At 44.3% G+C, this 17,816-nt stretch carries 24 protein-coding genes and 1 riboswitch; of the genes, 12 read left to right on the top strand and 12 right to left on the bottom strand.

The features are described from left to right. Positions 1 to 2: 2 nt before the first annotated feature. Positions 3 to 119, bottom strand: a riboswitch (TPP riboswitch). A 71-nt stretch (positions 120 to 190) separates the two neighbouring features. Next, positions 191 to 883: a copper homeostasis protein CutC gene (locus LCL96_RS00285; protein WP_224939503.1), complete on the bottom strand. Its 693-nt coding sequence runs from the start codon at positions 881 to 883 to the stop codon at positions 191 to 193. Between the two features lie 137 nt (positions 884 to 1,020). Here LCL96_RS00285 and LCL96_RS00280 point away from each other — a divergent pair, with 137 nt between their 5' ends. Beyond that, on the top strand, positions 1,021 to 1,353 hold the full coding sequence (locus tag LCL96_RS00280; protein ID WP_224939502.1) for a hypothetical protein: 333 nt from the start codon (positions 1,021 to 1,023) through the stop codon (positions 1,351 to 1,353). A 31-nt stretch (positions 1,354 to 1,384) separates the two neighbouring features. Here LCL96_RS00280 and LCL96_RS00275 read toward each other — a convergent pair whose 3' ends face one another. Then, positions 1,385 to 1,627 (bottom strand): DUF2584 domain-containing protein, encoded by a 243-nt coding sequence (locus LCL96_RS00275; protein ID WP_224939501.1) that lies wholly within the window; start codon positions 1,625 to 1,627, stop codon positions 1,385 to 1,387. 44 nt (positions 1,628 to 1,671) lie between these two features. Continuing rightward, positions 1,672 to 2,439, bottom strand: a complete 768-nt coding sequence (locus LCL96_RS00270; RefSeq protein ID WP_224939564.1) for an alpha/beta hydrolase family protein — start codon at positions 2,437 to 2,439, stop codon at positions 1,672 to 1,674. Positions 2,440 to 2,697: 258 nt separating this feature from the next. Here LCL96_RS00270 and LCL96_RS00265 point away from each other — a divergent pair, with 258 nt between their 5' ends. From LCL96_RS00265 to LCL96_RS00255, 3 genes are all read left to right on the top strand, one after another. Continuing rightward, entirely contained in the window at positions 2,698 to 3,654 is a 957-nt protein-coding gene (locus tag LCL96_RS00265) for an ABC transporter substrate-binding protein (protein WP_224939563.1), read from the top strand. Positions 3,655 to 3,723: 69 nt separating this feature from the next. Next, entirely contained in the window at positions 3,724 to 4,500 is a 777-nt protein-coding gene (locus tag LCL96_RS00260) for an ABC transporter ATP-binding protein (protein ID WP_224939500.1), read from the top strand. Then, positions 4,472 to 5,281, top strand: coding sequence for an ABC transporter permease (locus LCL96_RS00255; RefSeq protein WP_412103501.1), 810 nt, complete (start codon positions 4,472 to 4,474; stop codon positions 5,279 to 5,281). Before LCL96_RS00260 ends, LCL96_RS00255 begins: the two co-directional genes overlap by 29 nt. On the opposite strand, the gene ytkD is transcribed toward LCL96_RS00255, so the two are convergent. From ytkD to LCL96_RS00240, 3 genes are all read right to left on the bottom strand, one after another. After that, positions 5,271 to 5,744: an RNA deprotection pyrophosphohydrolase gene (ytkD, locus tag LCL96_RS00250; RefSeq protein ID WP_224939498.1), complete on the bottom strand. Its 474-nt coding sequence runs from the start codon at positions 5,742 to 5,744 to the stop codon at positions 5,271 to 5,273. The two genes, LCL96_RS00255 and ytkD, sit on opposite strands and share 11 nt — an antisense overlap. Before the next feature lie 96 nt (positions 5,745 to 5,840). Beyond that, positions 5,841 to 6,179, bottom strand: a complete 339-nt coding sequence (locus LCL96_RS00245) for a hydrolase (protein WP_224939497.1) — start codon at positions 6,177 to 6,179, stop codon at positions 5,841 to 5,843. A 56-nt stretch (positions 6,180 to 6,235) separates the two neighbouring features. Further along, positions 6,236 to 6,625, bottom strand: coding sequence for a phage holin family protein (locus tag LCL96_RS00240; protein WP_318246390.1), 390 nt, complete (start codon positions 6,623 to 6,625; stop codon positions 6,236 to 6,238). A 209-nt stretch (positions 6,626 to 6,834) separates the two neighbouring features. Here LCL96_RS00240 and LCL96_RS00235 point away from each other — a divergent pair, with 209 nt between their 5' ends. Together LCL96_RS00235 and LCL96_RS00230 are read left to right on the top strand one after the other, a co-directional pair. Then, positions 6,835 to 7,080, top strand: coding sequence for a DUF6154 family protein (locus LCL96_RS00235; RefSeq protein WP_044340349.1), 246 nt, complete (start codon positions 6,835 to 6,837; stop codon positions 7,078 to 7,080). 214 nt (positions 7,081 to 7,294) lie between these two features. After that, a complete protein-coding gene (locus LCL96_RS00230; protein WP_224939496.1) occupies positions 7,295 to 7,492 on the top strand; it encodes a hypothetical protein in 198 nt (65 codons plus the stop codon). Between the two features lie 39 nt (positions 7,493 to 7,531). On the opposite strand, the gene LCL96_RS00225 is transcribed toward LCL96_RS00230, so the two are convergent. Beyond that, positions 7,532 to 7,714 carry a hypothetical protein gene (locus LCL96_RS00225; RefSeq protein ID WP_224939495.1) on the bottom strand — a complete coding sequence of 61 codons (183 nt, stop codon included), beginning with the start codon at positions 7,712 to 7,714 and terminating at the stop codon, positions 7,532 to 7,534. Positions 7,715 to 7,878: 164 nt separating this feature from the next. Between LCL96_RS00225 and ytzI the strand changes: the two genes are divergently transcribed. After that, the gene (gene ytzI / locus LCL96_RS00220) at positions 7,879 to 8,058 is read left to right on the top strand and encodes a YtzI protein (protein ID WP_224939494.1); all 180 of its coding nucleotides are present in this window, start codon (positions 7,879 to 7,881) and stop codon (positions 8,056 to 8,058) included. A gap of 43 nt (positions 8,059 to 8,101) precedes the next feature. Here the strand turns inward: ytzI and LCL96_RS00215 are convergent, their stop codons facing one another. Next, on the bottom strand, positions 8,102 to 8,575 hold the full coding sequence (locus LCL96_RS00215; RefSeq protein ID WP_224939493.1) for an S-ribosylhomocysteine lyase: 474 nt from the start codon (positions 8,573 to 8,575) through the stop codon (positions 8,102 to 8,104). Positions 8,576 to 8,760: 185 nt separating this feature from the next. On the opposite strand from LCL96_RS00215, the gene yidD reads away from it, so the two are divergent. From yidD to LCL96_RS00190, 5 genes are all read left to right on the top strand, one after another. Further along, positions 8,761 to 9,006: a membrane protein insertion efficiency factor YidD gene (yidD, locus tag LCL96_RS00210; protein WP_224939492.1), complete on the top strand. Its 246-nt coding sequence runs from the start codon at positions 8,761 to 8,763 to the stop codon at positions 9,004 to 9,006. Positions 9,007 to 9,147: 141 nt separating this feature from the next. Then, positions 9,148 to 10,083: a metal ABC transporter substrate-binding protein gene (locus LCL96_RS00205; protein ID WP_224939491.1), complete on the top strand. Its 936-nt coding sequence runs from the start codon at positions 9,148 to 9,150 to the stop codon at positions 10,081 to 10,083. Positions 10,084 to 10,505: 422 nt separating this feature from the next. Further along, positions 10,506 to 11,864 (top strand): cytochrome ubiquinol oxidase subunit I, encoded by a 1,359-nt coding sequence (locus LCL96_RS00200; RefSeq protein WP_224939490.1) that lies wholly within the window; start codon positions 10,506 to 10,508, stop codon positions 11,862 to 11,864. Between the two features lie 24 nt (positions 11,865 to 11,888). After that, positions 11,889 to 12,920, top strand: a complete 1,032-nt coding sequence (locus LCL96_RS00195) for a cytochrome d ubiquinol oxidase subunit II (protein ID WP_224939489.1) — start codon at positions 11,889 to 11,891, stop codon at positions 12,918 to 12,920. A 116-nt stretch (positions 12,921 to 13,036) separates the two neighbouring features. Further along, a complete protein-coding gene (locus LCL96_RS00190; protein ID WP_224939488.1) occupies positions 13,037 to 13,756 on the top strand; it encodes a 3-ketoacyl-ACP reductase in 720 nt (239 codons plus the stop codon). A 40-nt stretch (positions 13,757 to 13,796) separates the two neighbouring features. On the opposite strand, the gene LCL96_RS00185 is transcribed toward LCL96_RS00190, so the two are convergent. The 4 genes from LCL96_RS00185 to menB form a co-directional block, all read right to left on the bottom strand. Continuing rightward, positions 13,797 to 14,168, bottom strand: a complete 372-nt coding sequence (locus LCL96_RS00185) for a VOC family protein (RefSeq protein WP_224939487.1) — start codon at positions 14,166 to 14,168, stop codon at positions 13,797 to 13,799. A gap of 69 nt (positions 14,169 to 14,237) precedes the next feature. Then, on the bottom strand, positions 14,238 to 15,347 hold the full coding sequence (menC, locus tag LCL96_RS00180; RefSeq protein ID WP_224939486.1) for an o-succinylbenzoate synthase: 1,110 nt from the start codon (positions 15,345 to 15,347) through the stop codon (positions 14,238 to 14,240). Further along, positions 15,337 to 16,827 (bottom strand): o-succinylbenzoate--CoA ligase, encoded by a 1,491-nt coding sequence (locus LCL96_RS00175; protein WP_224939485.1) that lies wholly within the window; start codon positions 16,825 to 16,827, stop codon positions 15,337 to 15,339. Before LCL96_RS00175 ends, menC begins: the two co-directional genes overlap by 11 nt. A gap of 164 nt (positions 16,828 to 16,991) precedes the next feature. Further along, positions 16,992 to 17,810, bottom strand: a complete 819-nt coding sequence (gene menB / locus LCL96_RS00170) for a 1,4-dihydroxy-2-naphthoyl-CoA synthase (RefSeq protein WP_044340358.1) — start codon at positions 17,808 to 17,810, stop codon at positions 16,992 to 16,994. Positions 17,811 to 17,816 lie beyond the last annotated feature (6 nt).

The raw sequence follows: 17,816 nt of genomic DNA, 5'->3' as shown, positions 1-17,816 counted from the left end.
ATAGCGCTTCTCCACTACTTCCCTCCGCTGGTATCATCCAGATCAGGTTCAAAGGGTCAAAGAACTTCTGCGTTCCTCTCTCAGTCCAAGCTATATATCGGACTCCCCCAGTAGAAATATGGATATTCAGTTGTTACATACTATTTTTACCATACTGAGTTTTCATTTCAAATAGGTTGAAAGAATCAATTCAGTACGTGATCACTTTTTTGAATTCCGTTACTTTTCCAGGGTCTATTCCCAGATCGTATCTACCATCATGACGCACACCTGATCCTACGTGGTATTCCCTTGCATGTAGCACCTTATGTATTTCACTGATGTTATCAACCGTTAAACCTGAACCAGGCATGATAGTAGGACCGCCAGCCTTCTCTACTTCCATCATTTTAGTAATGGTTCCGATCCCTTCACTCACAACGGGACTTCCTCCTGATGTAAGAATCCGTTCCACTGCCAACCCCGATCGATGCAATTCTTTACAAAGGGCTACCGGGTCCAAAGCCTCGTCGATTGCCCTGTGAAATGTAATCGATTGCCCCTTTGCTGCTTGAGCGATTTCCTTTAACGCATTCACATCCAGTTTTCCATCATGTGTTAGAGCACCAAATACGATGCCCTCACCGCCGATTTCCTTAATGGCACGAACATGGTCTGCCATGATTTTCACTTCATTCATGCTATATCGAAAGGATGAAGAATGCAGGCGGATCATGAGCTGAACAGGAATCGTTACAGCTTTCAATACCTTTTCTATTACCTTGTAATCAGGAGTCAATCCTCCCGTATGTATGGCCGAAACTAATTCAAGACGATCTGCCCCGGACGCTTCTGCTACCCTGGCATCCTCTTCATTCAAGACAATGACCTCGAGTTTACTCATGTTGATCTCTCCTATCATTCGTTGATTTCTATACTGTACCACATAGGGAAAACAATTCGGATTGAAAAAAACAAACATGTTCGCGTACAAGCATGAATATCTTTTGAATATGTGCAGAAAGGAAAAGGAGGAAAAAAATGAAGCGTCTGATTGTCTTGCTATTATGTGTATTTGTATTGAGTGCATGCGGGGCGAAAAAGCCTGCATCCTATGAATTATGCGGATACGGAGATATGATGGTCGTGAACAATAAGCAATATGTGAAAGTGTCCGTAGAGAAGAAGCTGACCCTTAATGAAAAGGTTGGGTCTATAAAGGAAAAAATCGAAACCAAATATCATCCTGTGAATGACTTTACAGCAAATACTTTAGCAGAAGGAACACCCATTTATAGTGTGAAAGATCACAAGAATTATCTTATCGCACAAACGAAGGATAACCGCTATCTATTATATGAGGAAATGAACTAAAACGAGTGGCTGCCTGCAGCCACTCGTTTTATTAATTGGTACTATTGAGGGAAATCAATCGGTAAAAGATGGTCGTTTTCCCGTCCTTCCATTCCATCTTTTCAATCTTTCCGAAACCACTCGGCTCACTATGTTTCGTCTTTCTCACATCAATGGGAATATGCATCGGATACAGACGATATCCGTCCTTTTGAAGCTGAAACAGATTTTCTTCTTTTCTTACTTCTTTCCCTTTGGTGACAATCATCGTGTTTAGCTCTAAACCCATACCCATTTTGTATGACCTCAATCCTTTTTATTCTCATCATACACCACTGACTACTGATCCTTCATCCAGGAACAGAGCAGGGAAACGATCTGTTGATTTTTTCTTGGGGGAAAATAGTGTGTAAATTCTTTGAAGTAATGGGTTGAGACCGGTTTCCCGAGTTCCTTCAATCTTTGTTCTAATCTATATGCATGCTCCACTGAAACGTTCTGATCTTTTTCCCCATGAATGATCAGAATTGGTGCTTGCAGATGTTCGAGTGAGGATAAGGGGGTCCGCCATTCATATCGTTCGGGAACTTTGTTCGGACTTCCCCCGATCACCCTCTTCATCATTCTGCGCAGATCCTTCCGCTCCTCATAGGTCAAGAACATATCCGACACCCCTCCCCATGTGACGACGGACGTAACGTCGATCTCGATCCCTGCCATAAGGGCCATGACGCCGCCCCTGGAGAAACCGAATACATGGATGCGGCTCGGTGCTGTTCGTGTATGATGTTTTAAGAGCTCTATTCCGGAAAACGCATCTTCGCGGTCATCCCCGGCAAAATCCTCATTTCCTTCTCCCCCCAGATTCCCCCTGTAATAGGGCGCAAACACGATGAATCCGTGAGAAGCAAATTGAGCGATCCGGGCAGGCCTGACCATTCCGACCCCTTTTATACCTCCTCTTAAATAAAGAAATCCGTCATATTTCCCATCTAAGATTGGTTCTGCAAGTAGCCCCTTCACCCTTAGACCTGAAGATATATAAGTGACTTCATACAGCTCCACATGTGGATTCGGAGAAGGGAACAACGTTTTCTTCACGATCATTCCGTTCTTCATACTCTCTTCCTTTCAACGTGCATTGGGTATTCACACATTTTTTGTACTATACATAGAATATTTTAGCAAATCTCAATAGGCTTATGACCTATATAGCTTTATGACCATCCTACCCAAATGACGAATAGATAAACAAGCGAGAAAGTGTTGCTCTCATCTTAACAATTGATAACCTGAAGGTTTTAAAGGAGGAAGATTGAATTGAAAAAATGGCTTCGCAGTGGTTTAGGAGTATTCCTCATTCTCATGTTGACCATCGGGCTTACCGCCTGTGGAGACAAAGAGGAGACTGTTCAAAAGGTGCGGATAGCGGAAGTGACCCGGTCGATTTTCTATGCACCTGAATATGTAGCAATAGAAAAAGGATTCTTTAAAGACGAAGGGCTGGATATCGAATTAACCACCACTTGGGGTGGGGATAAGACGATGACCACCTTACTGTCGGGTGGTGCCGATATCGCGTTGGTCGGTTCTGAAACCTCCATCTACGTCCATGCACAAGGGTCGGATGATCCTGTCATCAACTTTGCCCAATTGACCCAAACCGATGGAACGTTTCTCGTCTCAAGAGAAAAGGTGGAGGACTTTGACTGGAATCAGCTGAAAGGATCAACCTTCCTTGGGCAGCGAAAAGGCGGGATGCCGCAAATGGTCGGTGAATTCGTGTTAAAGAATCATGGCATTGATCCACATAACGATTTGAACCTGATCCAGAACATCGATTTTGCCAATATTGCCAATGCCTTTGCATCTGGTACAGGGGACTATGTCCAGTTATTCGAACCGACGGCTTCCATCTTTGAACAAGAAGGAAAAGGCCATATTGTCGCTTCCTTTGGAACAGAATCCGGTCATGTACCGTACACTACCTTCATGGCGAAGGACAGTTACATGAAAGAAAACAAAGAAGCAGTGGAGAAATTCACGAAAGCACTATATAAAGCGCAGCAGTGGGTGGAAGAGAACTCAGCGGCTGATATCGCCAAAGTGATCGAGCCTTATTTTGAAGATACCGAACTGGGCTTAATCGAAACCGTTGTCGATCGCTATAAATCACAAGGTTCCTATGCCACAGATCCGATTCTTGACGAAGAGGAATGGAACAATCTTCAAAGCATCATGGATGAAGCGGGAGAGCTTCCACAGAGTGTCGATCATAAAACGCTTGTGAACACATCCATCGCTGAAAAAGCAGCAAAGTAACATCTTCCCGGGGCTGACTTCTCATGTCGGCCCTTCCTTTGTAAAAAAAGAAAATGGAGGCTGAAAACAGTGACCTTTCTATCCATCGATTCCATACACCACACCTATTTTTCACCCAAAACGGCCACCCATGCCCTCTCAGATATTTCATTACAGGTCGAAGAAGGTGAATTCATCTCATTCATCGGTCCATCAGGCTGCGGAAAAACAACCCTTCTTTCTATTGTCGCCGGACTCATTCTGCCGACAGAAGGTACCGTTACATTACACAATAAGCCCATCAAACAGATGAAAAAGAAACTCGGCTATATGTTACAGCAGGATTATCTGTTTCCTTGGAAGACCATTGAAGAAAATATATTGTTGGGACTATCCATCATGGGCAATCTGACAGAAGAAAAGCGAAACGAGGCTCATATGTTATTAAAGGAAATGGGGCTTGAGGGCGTGGGGTCATCCTACCCGAGGGAGCTATCAGGCGGAATGCGGCAAAGGGTCGCGCTGATCCGTACACTCATCACAGAACCTCAATTGCTTCTTCTGGATGAACCCTTCTCCGCGCTTGACTATCAAACGAAATTAAGATTAGAGGATTTGGTATTTTCCACCTTGAAGTCTTTCGGAAAAACAGCCATCCTTGTCACCCATGATATCGGGGAAGCCATTTCCATGAGTGATCGCATCCTATTGTTCGGTTCGAAACCGGGACATATTCACACCGTTTTTGAAGTGCCTGCCCCGTTAAAAGAAATGATGCCGTTTGAAGTGAGAAATCATGAAGCATACCCGGAATTTTTTCAGACCATATGGAAGGAGCTTGAAAAACTTGAATCAAGAATCGATTAATCAAAAGCATCAGAAATACATCCAATCACTGAAAAAAGAACAGCGCTGGGTTTGGTTTTATCAAGCTCTCATCTTCACCGTTTTCTTCTCACTATGGGAAATAGCCAGCCGGAACAGCTGGGTGGATCCCCTCATCTTCAGCTCACCTTCAAAAATATGGAAGTTATTCCTTGTGAAGATCGGAGATGGGAGCTTATTAGCCAATCTATCTGTGACCCTTTGTGAAACCGTCATAGGATTCATCCTCGGCACCCTTCTTGGTACGATGCTCGCCGCTCTATTATGGTGGTCACCATTTCTCTCTAAAGTACTGGATCCGTACCTTGTCATCTTGAACGCCATGCCTAAAGTAGCTCTAGGTCCGATTTTGATCGTCGGACTGGGGCCGGGATTCACCTCCATCATTGCCATGGGGACCGTCATTTCTGTCATCATCACCACCATCGTCGTTTATACATCCTTCCGGGAAGTCGATCCCAATTACTTAAAGGTGATGCAGACCTTTGGGGCAAAACGGGGACAAATGTTTAAAGAGGTCATCCTTCCCGCGTCCTTCCCTACTATCATCTCCACCTTGAAAGTGAACGTCGGGTTATCATGGGTCGGGGTCATCGTAGGCGAATTCCTTGTGTCAGCCAAGGGACTCGGTTATATGATCATTTACGGCTTTCAAGTGTTTAATTTCACCCTTGTCCTTCTTTCTCTCCTCGTAATTGCTGTATTCGCAACGATCATGTACAAACTCGTCGAACAGCTCGAGAAGAGATGGATTAAATCGTGATACCCAGATGAAAAAGCCTTTGCAACGCCATTTCCACCACCCGGTCTTTCATGATAAAGCTGAAGGATAAATCATCCTGAATTCCTGAGAAATCACCACCCCAGAGGACGGACCCTTTCGTTTCCAGGTAGTCCTCCTTCTTGATAAGTTCTTCCGCTTCAGCAAAGAAGATCGTTTTCACAAATGGTGGGTGATCATAGACCTTGTATTCTCCTATGAATACAGGCTCCTTGATCACCCCGCCCGTTTCTTCAAATGTTTCCCTTATGGCCGTTTCCTCCAAGGTTTCGCCTGGCTCACGCTTCCCCCCTGGAAACTCGAGCCCCCTCATTTTATGACGGGTTAACAACCACTTTCCCTCATATCGGCAGATAACCAGGACATGATAGGACTCCTGCTCAAATCTCCCCTTTTCAAATGATAGTTCCACTTTTTTCCCATTCTCATCTATAAATTGTTCCACCCTGCTTCACCTCATCCGTACACTCTTCCTTCCATCTAACCATAAATAAAAAGCGTTGGTCCACAGAAATCACTTCTGAACCAACACTTTTCGTCATTACTCCTGATTTTCGTGAGGATGATCATCGAGTATGCCGATACTCTCGATGAACTTCTTCACCTCATCATCCCCGAGTCGGTGCAGCATTCCATAAACTTGCTGCAAGTTTTCATCATAGGCATCATTTTCCCGGTCAAAATGATATTGAACATAAGGAACGTGAGACCTGTAAAAATTCTGCCAATCGACGGAATGATTGGAATCGAATACTTCCCGAAGCTGGGTGATCTCTTCATCCGTTGCTGATATTTTAAAATTCCATTCGGAATCAGTCGAGCTTCTAGAAATTTCACCTGTGGCCACTTCTATATAATAATCGTGTCGTTCTTCGCTCATCTTCCCACTCCTTCACAGTACTTATCCTTCATTTTCCTCAATTGACGGAATTCTATTCACTTCGATTTCTTCTTCAACACTTCTACCGCTTTCTTTAAAAACTCCGGAACCGGAACTCCCGCCCGACCGACATTTTCGATGATTGAAATCATTTCATTACACAAATAAAAAATAATGGTCGCATTACGAATAAAGTGTTGATTTGTTAGTATAGTATCAATAAGGTGGGCAACCGTGACAAGGGAGAAAATCAGCACTTTCCTGCCGATCCCTTTCACACCGGATTTGCTCGATAGCTTCCCTTCTATCCCGCTTGCAATCATCCCTGTAAAATAATCCAGGGTCACGGTGATCAACAGAAACGTGATGAGCATGTCCCAATCTCCAAATAAGTTAAGTATGAGGGCACCGAGACCAGACCCAACGAACAGCATGCTTTTCTCCAATTAAAGCATCTCCTTTTCTAGTGGTTGGCTTTTAGAAGACAAACCTTGGCATCATCACTGAAATGGTATGACAGTCAAATTCGGCCAAACACCTTTCCAAGATTAAAAAGTACGGAAAAGGGTAAAGACGAATAAGGGTTGTCCTAGCATAATATGTAGAGAAATTCATAAACGTTCATGTTAAAATGGTAAAAAGGGAGGTGAAGCGCATGAAGTTGATCGAAGAGATTTATGAAATGTACCGTGGAAGAATCAAAGGTACCGACGAAGACTTAGACCTCATTGCCCTTACAATCCTAGAAGATACCTCTAGGAATGAACTATTAGAACTCATACAGGAAATGGAAACAGAAGAATTACAATACTTCTTCCGCCTATACATATTCGAAACACTTAAAGAAAAATGGTCCAACAGCGAAGAACGAGTGAGGCTTGAAAAAAAGAGCTTGCACTAAGAAAAGCGGAGGCGGGTTGATCAGAGGCGACAAGCATAAGACGAGAATGCCGGAAAGGCGCTCTTTGCCTTTTTGGCATTCTTGGCTTATGACCTCGAGCCTCTACCCGCCGGAGCTGGACACTAAGAAAAGCGGAGGGGGCTCGACCTGGGGTGACAAGCATAAGGCGAGCCGTCCAAAAAGGCGCTCTTTGCCTTATTGGACGGCTTGACTTATGACCTCGAGCCCCAAGCCCCCGGAGCTGGACAAAAGAAAAGCGGAGGCGGGTTGGTCAGGCCCGACAAGCACAACTGGGAAATCCCTGAAGGCGCTCTTTGCCTTTGGGGATTTTTCAGTTGTGACCTCGAGGGACTACCCGCCGGAGCTGGACAATCAAAAAGCACAGGCGGGTTGGTCAGAGGCGACAAAATAAAAAAGCGTTGTCCCGAAAACTTCGGAACAACGCTTCTTTTTATCCTTTTACATCCACTACATGTCCTTTGCTCGGATGCGGTGCGGGCTGGCTTACCTGCATATCCTTCATCATCACCGTGACTTGTGCCGCTTGAGTCGCCATCTGACTTTTCAACAGGTTCATACTGAGCGTCCTCTGAAGCTCCGCAACCTGTTTTCCCATTATGGAAGAAACATCCATGGTAACATCCCCCTCGCTTTGACTGTCTGGAATGGTCAATACTAATACTTACTAAAGGATACCAAACATTCGATGGTAATGATAGGAAACGTCATAAAAATGTTGTTTTTCCACCATGAATAACCAATCTTCTTATGATAAAATAGTGAAAAAAAGGGGGTTGTATGATGTCGGTGACTCTTGTATTGATCATTGCGGTTGTCATATGCATCCTTGTCATTTTTGTAAGTGCGCTTACAACATCCAAAGCCTATACAACGGTTAAGCATACAGTCGATCCACTTGAAAATAATCCTCATCTCGAAAAGATGAAACAAGATGAGGAAAAACAAAATAAAGAGTAACAAAAAGAATCCACCGTTCCCTATAAAACGGTGGATTTCTTTATTATGCGAAAACTTGTTTCAAATCTTCTTTGCTTTGGCTCAGCCAGAAACGCATCAGTTTCTTGGCTCCGTCTAAATCATGAAGCTTTGCCTGGCCGCATTGTTTTTCATTGGCTGCAGGAATTTCTTCGATTTCTACCGCTTCTTTCATTGTCGCATTCAACAGGTCAATGATTTCTTCCACTTTCGGCTCACCGCTGACGACTAAATAATAGCCCGTTTGGCAGCCCATTGGTGAAATGTCAATAATATCGAAATGAGCATAAGGCTCAGCATATTTACGGATGGTGAAGGCTAATAAATGCTCTAAAGTGTGAATAGAATCAGGTTTCATTGCTTGTTTATTCGGTTGACAGAAACGGATATCAAACTTGTTCACAAGTCCGTCGCTTCCTACCTTATGCACACCGCAATGTCTGACGTAAGGTGCTTTCACTGCATTATGATCTAATTCAAAGCTTTCTACTGAAGGCATTAAAATCACTCCCATTTAGTTTCTACTCATAGTATAACGTAAATTCATAGTTATTTCATCAACTTAATCTGAATTAGGCTAAATACCTGTATTTCCACTCATATCCACCATCACAATAAGCCGATACCTTTCAATACCTATCAGGCTTCTGGTATAGTAAAAGAAAATCGACGAGGAGACGGATCATGAAAAGGTTACTGTTATTAATATTCAAGTTCTATCAACGCGTTATCTCTCCTCTAAAACCCCCTACTTGCCGTTTTTATCCCACTTGTTCCCATTACGGTGTCGAAGCAGTCAGCCGTTTTGGTGCTCTCAAGGGCGGATGGTTGACCATCAGACGTATTGTGAAATGTCATCCTTTTCATCCTGGAGGAATCGACCACGTGCCTGAAGAATGGCCACATCAAAAGATGAGTGATTCAGACTAGCTCCAGCTCGGGAGGTAGTCTTTTTTATGAAATCCACCCTTTTATCTTGCTTATTCCCCATATCGGTAGTAAAATAACCTTTGTGCTAAATCGTAATCATTACAGTTATGAGATAAAACCGTTAATAAAGGAGGATTCCTCTTGAACTATATTCGCTTGAGTTTACTATTATTATTGATTTTCGTTTTGTCTGCCTGCGGAGCCGACTCCGGACAGGATAAGGGCAAAAAGAAAGATGTATTAAAGGTATACACTACGGTCTATCCGTTGGAGGACTTCACAAAAAAAATCGGAGGGAAGTATGTGGAAGTGGAAAGCATCTATCCTCCCGGTGCTGATGAACATACATTTGAACCGTCTCAAAAAGATATGATGAAGATGGCTGATGGCGATGTCTTCCTCTATGTCGGAATGGGCCTTGAAGGATTCGTCGAAAATTCAAAGTCTTTATTAGAAAATGAAGATGTCGCCGTGGTAGCAGCCAGTAAAGGAATCGAAGTGACCCATGAAGAAGATGGTGCAGATGAACACGACCATGAAGATGGCCACAACCATGATGTGGATCCCCACATTTGGTTAGATCCCTTGTATTCAAAGGAAATGGCAAAGAACATCGCCGACACCCTTTCCAAAGAAATGCCTGAGCATAAAGATGAATTCCAGGCGAACCTTGAAGCGTTATCCAGTGATCTAGATGAGTTAAACGCTGAATTCCAAAGCATGGCGGACAATTCGCCAAAGAAAACTTTCTACGTTTCCCATGCTGCCTACAGCTATTGGGAAGAACGCTACGGACTCCATCAGGAAGCCATCGCCGGGTTGAACACCGCTGACGAACCTTCCCAACAGGAGCTGAAGAAAATCATTGAAAAAGGGAAGAAAGACAACGTCCGATACATCCTGTTTGAGCAGAACGTTTCTTCCCGTCTGACAGAAGTCGTCCAAAATGAACTGGGAGCGAAATCACTCACGCTTCATAACTTATCCGTCCTTACTGCAGAGGATCGTAAAGAGAATGAGGATTATTTTTCATTAATGAAGAGAAATATTGATACGTTGAAGAAGGCATTACAATAAGAAAGCAGCCCTGGTGGCTGCTTTTTTTGTTAAATGAGAGGGCCATTCCTCATTTATTTTCAAAATCGGCTAATTTATTTTCAAAAAACAGGATTTATTTTCAAATCTGGACACTTTCTTTTCAAAAATGACCATTTTATTTTCAAAACCTTAATTTGGGTCGTCATGATGAATCGTTTATGCATGGGCACAACCGAGTTATTATCGACTTTGCCTCATTTATTATCGACTTTGCCTCATTTATTATCGACTTCCCCCTTTATATTATCGACTTTCACACACTTATTATCGACTTCCCCCTTTATATTATCGACTTCCTCATCAATCCCCTCAAACTTCTCTTTCTCCTAAAAAACATGAATATTATTTTCCATTAAGTGGACAATAAGGAAATGTTAAAGACTAGTAAGGGAGATTTGAGAATGGATGATTTAGTAATTGCTCGTTCCATGTTTGGTACCACAATGGGTTTTCATATCATATTTGCCACACTTGGAGTGGGTATACCGTTAATGATCCTTGTGGCAGAAATCATGTTCCAACGGACCAATGACCTTGATTATTCCGTGATGGCGAAGCGATGGACCAAGGCGTTCGCGGTACTGTTAGGGGTGGGTATCCCGACAGGAACGATTGCAGGGGTTCAATTGTCTCTCCTTTGGCCTGGATTCATGGAAGTCATCGGGCGCGTCATGGCCCTGCCGTTTCAAATTGAGATCTATGCATTTTTTGTAGAAGCTCTATTTATGTCCATTTATGTGTATGCGGCCAACCGGATTGCTCCTTGGATGCGGATTGTAAGTTTGGTGCTCGTTGCCATCGGAGGACTTGCTTCAGCCGTATTGATCACTAATGTACATGCTTTTGAAGGGACACCAGCAGGGTTTGAAATTATAAACGGAAAAATCACCAACGTGGATCCGTGGAAGGCATTCTTTAATCCAAGCTTTTTTGTGACAGCCGGACACGTGGCCTTATCCGCTTATGTAGTGGGATCCTTTACGATTGCGACCGTTTCTGCATTTAAGATGCTTCGGTCTTCTTTTGGTTCAAGGGTTTATTCTTTCCACAGTAAATCACTCATGATCTGCCTATTGGTTGGCGGTGTTTTCTCATTCCTGACGGCCATCAATGGGCATGAATCGGCACAAAAGCTACACGAATATCAGCCGGAGAAGCTGGCTGCTGCAGAAGGATTATTCGAAACCCAGACTCATGCGCCACTTGCCATCGGAGGATTTACCGATCCCATTACCCAGGAAGTGAAATGGGGTATCGAGGTGCCTTGGGCCCTTAGTTTCCTTGCGGGCAACAGCTTCGATACGGAGGTTATCGGACTGAACGACTTCCCTGAAGAATATTGGCCGCCCCTTTTCGTCCATACGTTATTTAACGCAATGGTTGGAATAGGATCCCTCCTCATCCTACTGTCACTCGTCGCCTATGTATGGAACAAGTTACTGAAAAAAGAACGTTTCCCGAAATGGTTGATGTGGGCATTCGTTGCCGGGGGTCCACTGTCAATCCTCGCTATCGAATTTGGATGGATCTTCGCCTGTACCGGCCGCCAGCCATGGACGATTTACCGCATCCTCAGCACCGAGGACTCGGTCACAACGTCCGGGAATTTAGGAACTCTCTTTATACTATTCGTGTCCGTTTATGCGATTTTAGCCGTATCGGTTTTACTGGTGCTTCTTTATTACTTCAGAAGAAACCCACCGGAAAAAGATATTCACAAAGCTGAATCAAAACAAAAGGATATTCCCCTGTCAACTTAATCAGCAGGAATTGGAGGTGAAGAAATGACACAAGCATTGATTGCCATCACCATACTCTGGGGATTCGTCTTTATTTATGCCGTCATGGCGACGATGGATTTCGGCGCTGGATTCTGGTCTATGATCTATATCAATCATGACAAAACGAAAGCGACGAATATCGCCAACCGCTACCTGTCGCCTACCTGGGAGGTTACCAATACGTTCATCGTAGCCCTCGTAGTGGCAGTGTACAGTATGTTCCCGGGAGCTGCGTATTCATTGGGGACCGTATTACTGGTTCCCGGCAGCATGATTCTACTGCTTCTGGCCTTACGAAGTGCCTTCCTTGTCTTTTCACATGTGGCAGATGATTATCGAAAGCCGTTGACTTATGTAACAGGAATCACCGGATTACTGATTCCAGGACTGCTCATCAGTGTTCTTCCAATTTCCCATGGACCCTATATTGATTTCGAAGACGGACAGACTCTTCTTCTAGGGAAATTGTTTAGCAGTCCACATGAATATGCTTTCTTCGGATTTGCAGTAGCCAGCACACTGTTTCTTTCTTCCTTGCTCCTTGCCGATTACTCCAAAGCTTCAAAGGAATTCGAAGCATTTAAAGTATACCGACGGGACGCCCTGATCATCGGTCCGATTTCGGTGGTCATGGCCTTTCTCATCATGTTCACCATGAAAAAGGAAGCCTCTTGGATCTATGACCGGATGATGGATGACCTGCCGATTTTATGGGTTTCCCTCCTCGGGTTCTTGGTCGCAGGCGGTGCCTTGTTCCTTCCGACAAATAAGGAAGGAATGAAAGGGATGCCTAGGGTCGCCGTCATCGCCGTGACCTTTCAGTATGTATTGGCGAGCTACGTATATGGTAAAGCACATTTGCCTTATATCATCTACCCCGAGGTCACGATCCAGTCGGGGTTTACCGATCCCAACTCTTTTAAGGCTGTATTCATTACCTATATTGTCGGGTTCATCATCCTGTTCCCGGGCTTTGTCTACTTCTGGAGTTTATTTATGAATGATAAACGATATTTGCGGCAAAAGAGTGAATGAAAAAGCTCCGGGACTCCCGGGGCTTTTTTATTGCCACCCGTCAGGTAGATTAGTTGCCTGCCGATGTCCATAACCTTACACTTACGTTAGAACCACTTAAGAAAGGATGATGAAAAATGGCACAATCGATTAAAGGCAAAACCGCTTATATTACAGGTGCAGCACGGGGGATCGGAAAGGCTACAGCATTGGAGCTTGCCCGGGAAGGCGTCCATGTTGGATTGATTGCCCGTACAGAAAGCACTCTTGAAAAGGTGGCAGAGGAAGCACGGTCCCTTGGAGTGAACGCAAGTGTGGCAGTGGCGGATATTTCCGATATGGATCAGGTTCATCAAGCCGTGAAGAAACTTAAGAATGAGTTGGGACCAGCAGACATTTTGATCAATAACGCGGGTATCGGAACGTACGGATCGTTTCTTGAAATCGATCCCGAAGACTTTAAACGTACATTTGAAGTTAACGTCTTCGGAACCTATTATGTCACCCGTGCCGTCCTGCCCCATTTGATCGAGAAGAACCAGGGCGACATCATCACTATCTCATCCAGCAGCGGATTGAAGGGTACGGCGGGGAGCACGGCTTACAGCGGATCAAAGTTTGCTGTCCAGGGTATGACGGAAGCACTCATGCAGGAAGTCCGTAAGCATAATATCCGAGTCATGACCTTGAATCCAAGCCTTGTGGCTACGGATCTAACATTTGATAACCTTGATGAAGCGGACAAGGAAAAATATATGCAGCCCGAAGACCTGGCAGAACATATGGTATCTCAGCTGAAGTTACATCCACGCATCTTTATTAAACAATCCCTGCAGTGGGCGACGAATCCATTTTAAAGGAATGGAAAAGCTCAGGGCAAAATGAGCCCTGAGCTTTTTATCTGTGTTGATCAACAAGGATGGTATTACCGTCAGGATCTTCTATCATGAAGCTCCCTGGTCCTTCACCGGATTCATCCGCTTCGGATAGCATGGTCATCCCTTTTGCCTTCAAATTCTGTTGTAATGCCCGGACGTCCGTATAGGATTCTAGATTTTCTGCATTTTGATCCCAACCAGGATTGAATGTCAGGATGTTCTTTTCAAACATTCCCTGAAATAGGCCGATAATACAGCTTTCATTCTTCATAATCAGCCAATTATGGCTGATGTCCCCTCCCATGACTTCAAATCCAAGATCCTCATAAAATGACTTTGATACATGTATGTCCTTTACGCTTAAACTTACAGAAAATGCACCTAGTTTCATATGTCCTCCTCTAAGGATTTTCTTTAAGTATATATGGACAAGATTGGAAATTCAATGATCCTCTTTTCCTTAAAGAGATGAAAACGTCTCTTTGCTCAGGGAGACCTCACTCAAACGCTTTCGATTTAACTCCACGCCGATTCCGGCACCTTCCAATCGATTCACCACACCATTGTTCACTACGATCGGGGAGGTGATGATGTCCTCCTCCCAGTATTTTGAGGAGGAAGAAATATCCCCTGGAATCGTGAATCCTTCAAGAGTGGAAAGAGCCAGATTATGGGCACGGGAAACCCCAAACTCGATCATCCCCCCGCACCATACCCTAATATGATGTTGCCGGCACAGATGATAGATCTCCAGGGCACTCGTATATCCACCTACCCTGCCCAGCTTGACGTTCACCACTCCGCAGCTGTTCAAATGGATCGCACTTTTCATATCGTGGGGGGTCACGATACTTTCATCAAGGCAGATGGGAGTGGCAATCTCTTTCTGCAATATGGAGTGTTCTACCAGGTCGTCAATTCCGAGGGGCTGTTCGATCATCTCCAGATGAAACTCATCCAATGCCTGAAGCTTAGATTTATCTCCTAGTGTATAGGCTGAATTGGCATCGGCTAAAAGCGAGAGAGCTGGAAACTGGGCCCTTAATTCTCGTACAATCTCTATATCCGATTCAGGGGAGATTTTCACCTTTATTCGCTGATAGCCATCTTCAACAAGTTCTTCCGCCTGCTTGACTATTTCTTCCGTGTCTCCAGCACCGATCACTGCGCCTGAAAGGATTTCTTCTCGTACTCCTCCAATCAGTTTCCACAGGGGCTTTTGTTGCTGTCTGGCGTATAAATCCCATAAAGCCATTTCAAGTGCCGCCTTCGCCATGGAATTCCCACGAACGGCTTCAAACCGTTTCCCGATTTCTTCAGGATGCTGGAAGGGTTTGTTGTTCATAAGAGGAATCAATACATCTTTAAGGATATGATAGGACGTTTTCACGGTTTCTTCTGTATACCACGGGGTTGAAAAGGCCACACCTTCCCCTAGTCCGCACAATCCTTCAGTATCCTGGACCTCGACAATGATCCCTTCCCGCTCCTTAACAGTTTGAAGATGGGTCACAAACGGCTTTTTCAAAGGCATTGAAATCACATGAAGAGTGACTGATTTAATCTTCATCGGCATACATCCCTTTTTCCCATTGATCCCTAAGCACTCTTCTCAGCAGTTTATTTGAAGCATTTCGTGGAAGCTCTTGCACAAATACTAGTTTTTTCGGAAGTTTGTAAGAGGCAAGATTCTTTGCGCAATGCTTTAGGATTTCTTCTTCAGTAAGATTCTCTTTCTTTACGATAAAAGCGCAGGGAATCTGTCCCCATTCGTCACTTGTGATTCCTGTCACTCCTGCTTCCTCTACCCCGTCGCAGCTAAGTAAAACACTCTCAATTTCAGCAGGGTACACATTTTCCCCACCGGATATGATCAGGTCTGAACGTCGGTCCAATACAAATAAGAATCCTTCGTCATCCACATAGCCGATGTCCCCTGTAGAAAACCAGCCGGATTTAAAGCTTTCGATGTTGGCTTTCTCTCTCCGGTAATACCCATTCGTCACATTCGGGCCTTTCACTAAGATCTCGCCTTCCTGATACGGCCTTGCTTGTCCTTCTTTATCCTTGATCATCAATTCAGAAGGAAAGAGGGGTTTTCCTGCGGAACCAAGCTTCGACATACTGTATTCAGGTGATAACGTCACAATTTGAGAAGAAGTTTCCGTCATTCCATATGTCTGAAAGACCGGTACGCCTTTTTCCTTACATACCTGCAGCAATGGAAGGGGAGCCGGTCCGCCTCCCAACAGCATACAGCGAAAATTCGCATGATAGGTTTTGTCCCCCATGTCTTTCATCAGCCGTTGGAGCATATTGCTGACGACGGACATGATAGTGACTTTACCTGCCATCAACTCCCTATTGATCCCTTCCACATCGAAGGTTTCAAATAGCCTTACGTTCATTCCATATATGACGCTTCTCATCAGAATCGAATATCCACTGATGTGAAAGAGGGGAACTGAACATAGCCATGTATCATTTTCACTTATCCCGAGATTCAATGAAGACCCAATCGCACTCCACCAATGGTTTCCGTATGATTGAAGGACTCCCTTTGGTGCTCCCGTCGTACCCGATGTATACATAACCGAGCATGCTTGGTCTAACTGAAAATGATCCTTCACCTCAAAAGATGTTCTGTGTGTGTGAAACAATCGAGAGAAGGAGACCCCAGTGACGTCTTCCCCTAAAAATGAAAGTTTCTCTTCAAACTCATCATCAAATATAACCGTTGATAATCCCATATCCTGAATCTGGAATGATAATTCACTTTCACTTAACTTATGGTTTAATAGGACGGTTGTGTACCCCAGCTGTTGAATAGCATGAACAAGCAACACAGATTCGACTTTGTTCTTAATCATGAGTCCCAAATAGGGGTGGGAAGATGAGTCGACGATAGTATTCACTTGTTCTGCAATGGTTATGGCTTTTGTCCATAATTCTTTAAATGTAAATGCCACGTCACCATTACTCAACGCCATCCGATCCGGTGTTAAAAACGCTCTTTGTTTCAGCCAGTTAGGCAATTGCTGTGTTGTCATCCTGTCATTCTCCATTCCTTTCTTGTTGAGTCTCTTGTAATCATTTTTTCTTATATGGTTGGCTCTATGTTGAGACACACCGGAAAGAACTTGCGCCATTCCCAAAAACCATTCATTTAAAAAAGCCTGATGAATCCATCAAAGATTCATCAGGCCGCCTCAAATCAAGGGAAACGAGGGAATTGACCGAAGTCCGGCTTACGCTTTTCTTTGAATGCGTCACGGCCTTCTTTCGCTTCCTCTGTTGTGTAGTATAGAAGGGTAGCGTCACCTGCAAGTTGCTGCAGACCTGCCAGTCCATCGGTATCTGCATTGAATGAAGCTTTTAAGAAACGAAGGGCAGTCGGACTTTTTTCGAGCATTTCTGAAGCCCACTGAACGGTTTCCGCTTCAAGCTGCTCGTATGGAACCACTGTATTGACAAGACCCATTTCAAGCGCTTCCTGTGCATTGTACTGACGGCATAGGTACCAAATTTCTTTCGCTTTCTTGTGACCGACGATGCGTGCAAGGTATCCTGCACCGTATCCTGCGTCAAAGCTTCCCACTTTAGGACCCGTTTGTCCAAAGATCGCATTGTCAGCAGCAATCGTAATATCACATACGACGTGAAGGACATGTCCTCCTCCGATCGCGTAACCGGCTACCATTGCGATGACAGGTTTCGGGATCACACGGATCAGACGCTGTAGGTCCAATACGTTCAAGCGAGGAATTTCATCTTCCCCGACATATCCGCCGTGTCCACGGACACGTTGGTCTCCACCTGAACAGAATGCTTTTTCACCTGCACCTGTTAAAACGATGACGCCGACCTTGGAATCGTCACGTGCATAAGCAAATGCATCGATTAATTCCATAACCGTTTTAGGACGGAATGCATTACGTACTTCTGGTCGATTGATCGTAATCTTAGCGATTCCATTATATGTTTCGTACAAAATATCTTCGTAGTTTCTTTCTGAAACCCATTCAAAAGCCATTGGTTT

It is taken from the genome of Rossellomorea aquimaris (assembly GCF_020172085.1).
Classification (GTDB): Bacteria; Bacillota; Bacilli; order Bacillales; family Bacillaceae_B; genus Rossellomorea; species Rossellomorea aquimaris_E.
Note: the sequence above shows the minus strand (reverse complement) of the source record. Positions and strands in the feature narration are given on the sequence as shown.